This window comes from Cytobacillus oceanisediminis 2691, assembly GCF_007678455.1.
Taxonomy (GTDB): Bacteria; Bacillota; Bacilli; order Bacillales; family Cytobacillaceae; genus Mesobacillus; species Mesobacillus oceanisediminis_A.
Genome location: NZ_VEEP01000056.1, coordinates 1 through 360, shown reverse-complemented (window position 1 = coordinate 360; position 360 = coordinate 1). Strand labels below are relative to the sequence as shown.

Annotated in this window: 1 protein-coding gene; it reads left to right on the top strand. The window is 41.9% G+C overall.

Annotation, left to right across the window (positions count from 1 at the left end):
• On the top strand, positions 1-360 hold a 360-nt coding region (locus tag FS736_RS24850), incomplete at both ends, for a hypothetical protein (protein WP_222125092.1).

Sequence of the window (360 nt, the reverse complement as noted above, 5' to 3'; positions counted from 1 at the left end):
ACTCCAACTCAATATATCAACCAATATCCCACACTATTATTTATCTCTCCACCTCTTTTACCCACCACTACGTCACTCCCTGCTCCACCTTTTATTAATTACCCGGAACCACCATCACCCCTTATTCTTAGCAATTCCCTTTATCAAACTACTCCTAATTTAAACATCACCACACCCCCCCCAACAAACTACAAAATCATCATCACCATTCCAAAACCCAACCACATTACTCCTCTATCCCCCTCTCCCCATTCCTACAACCTAACCTATTCTTATCCTCAAAAACCAAAAAACCTTTCACGCACTCGCTCGGTACCAGCTTCTTATATTATCACCGTTTATGCTGAACCAGCTAAACCA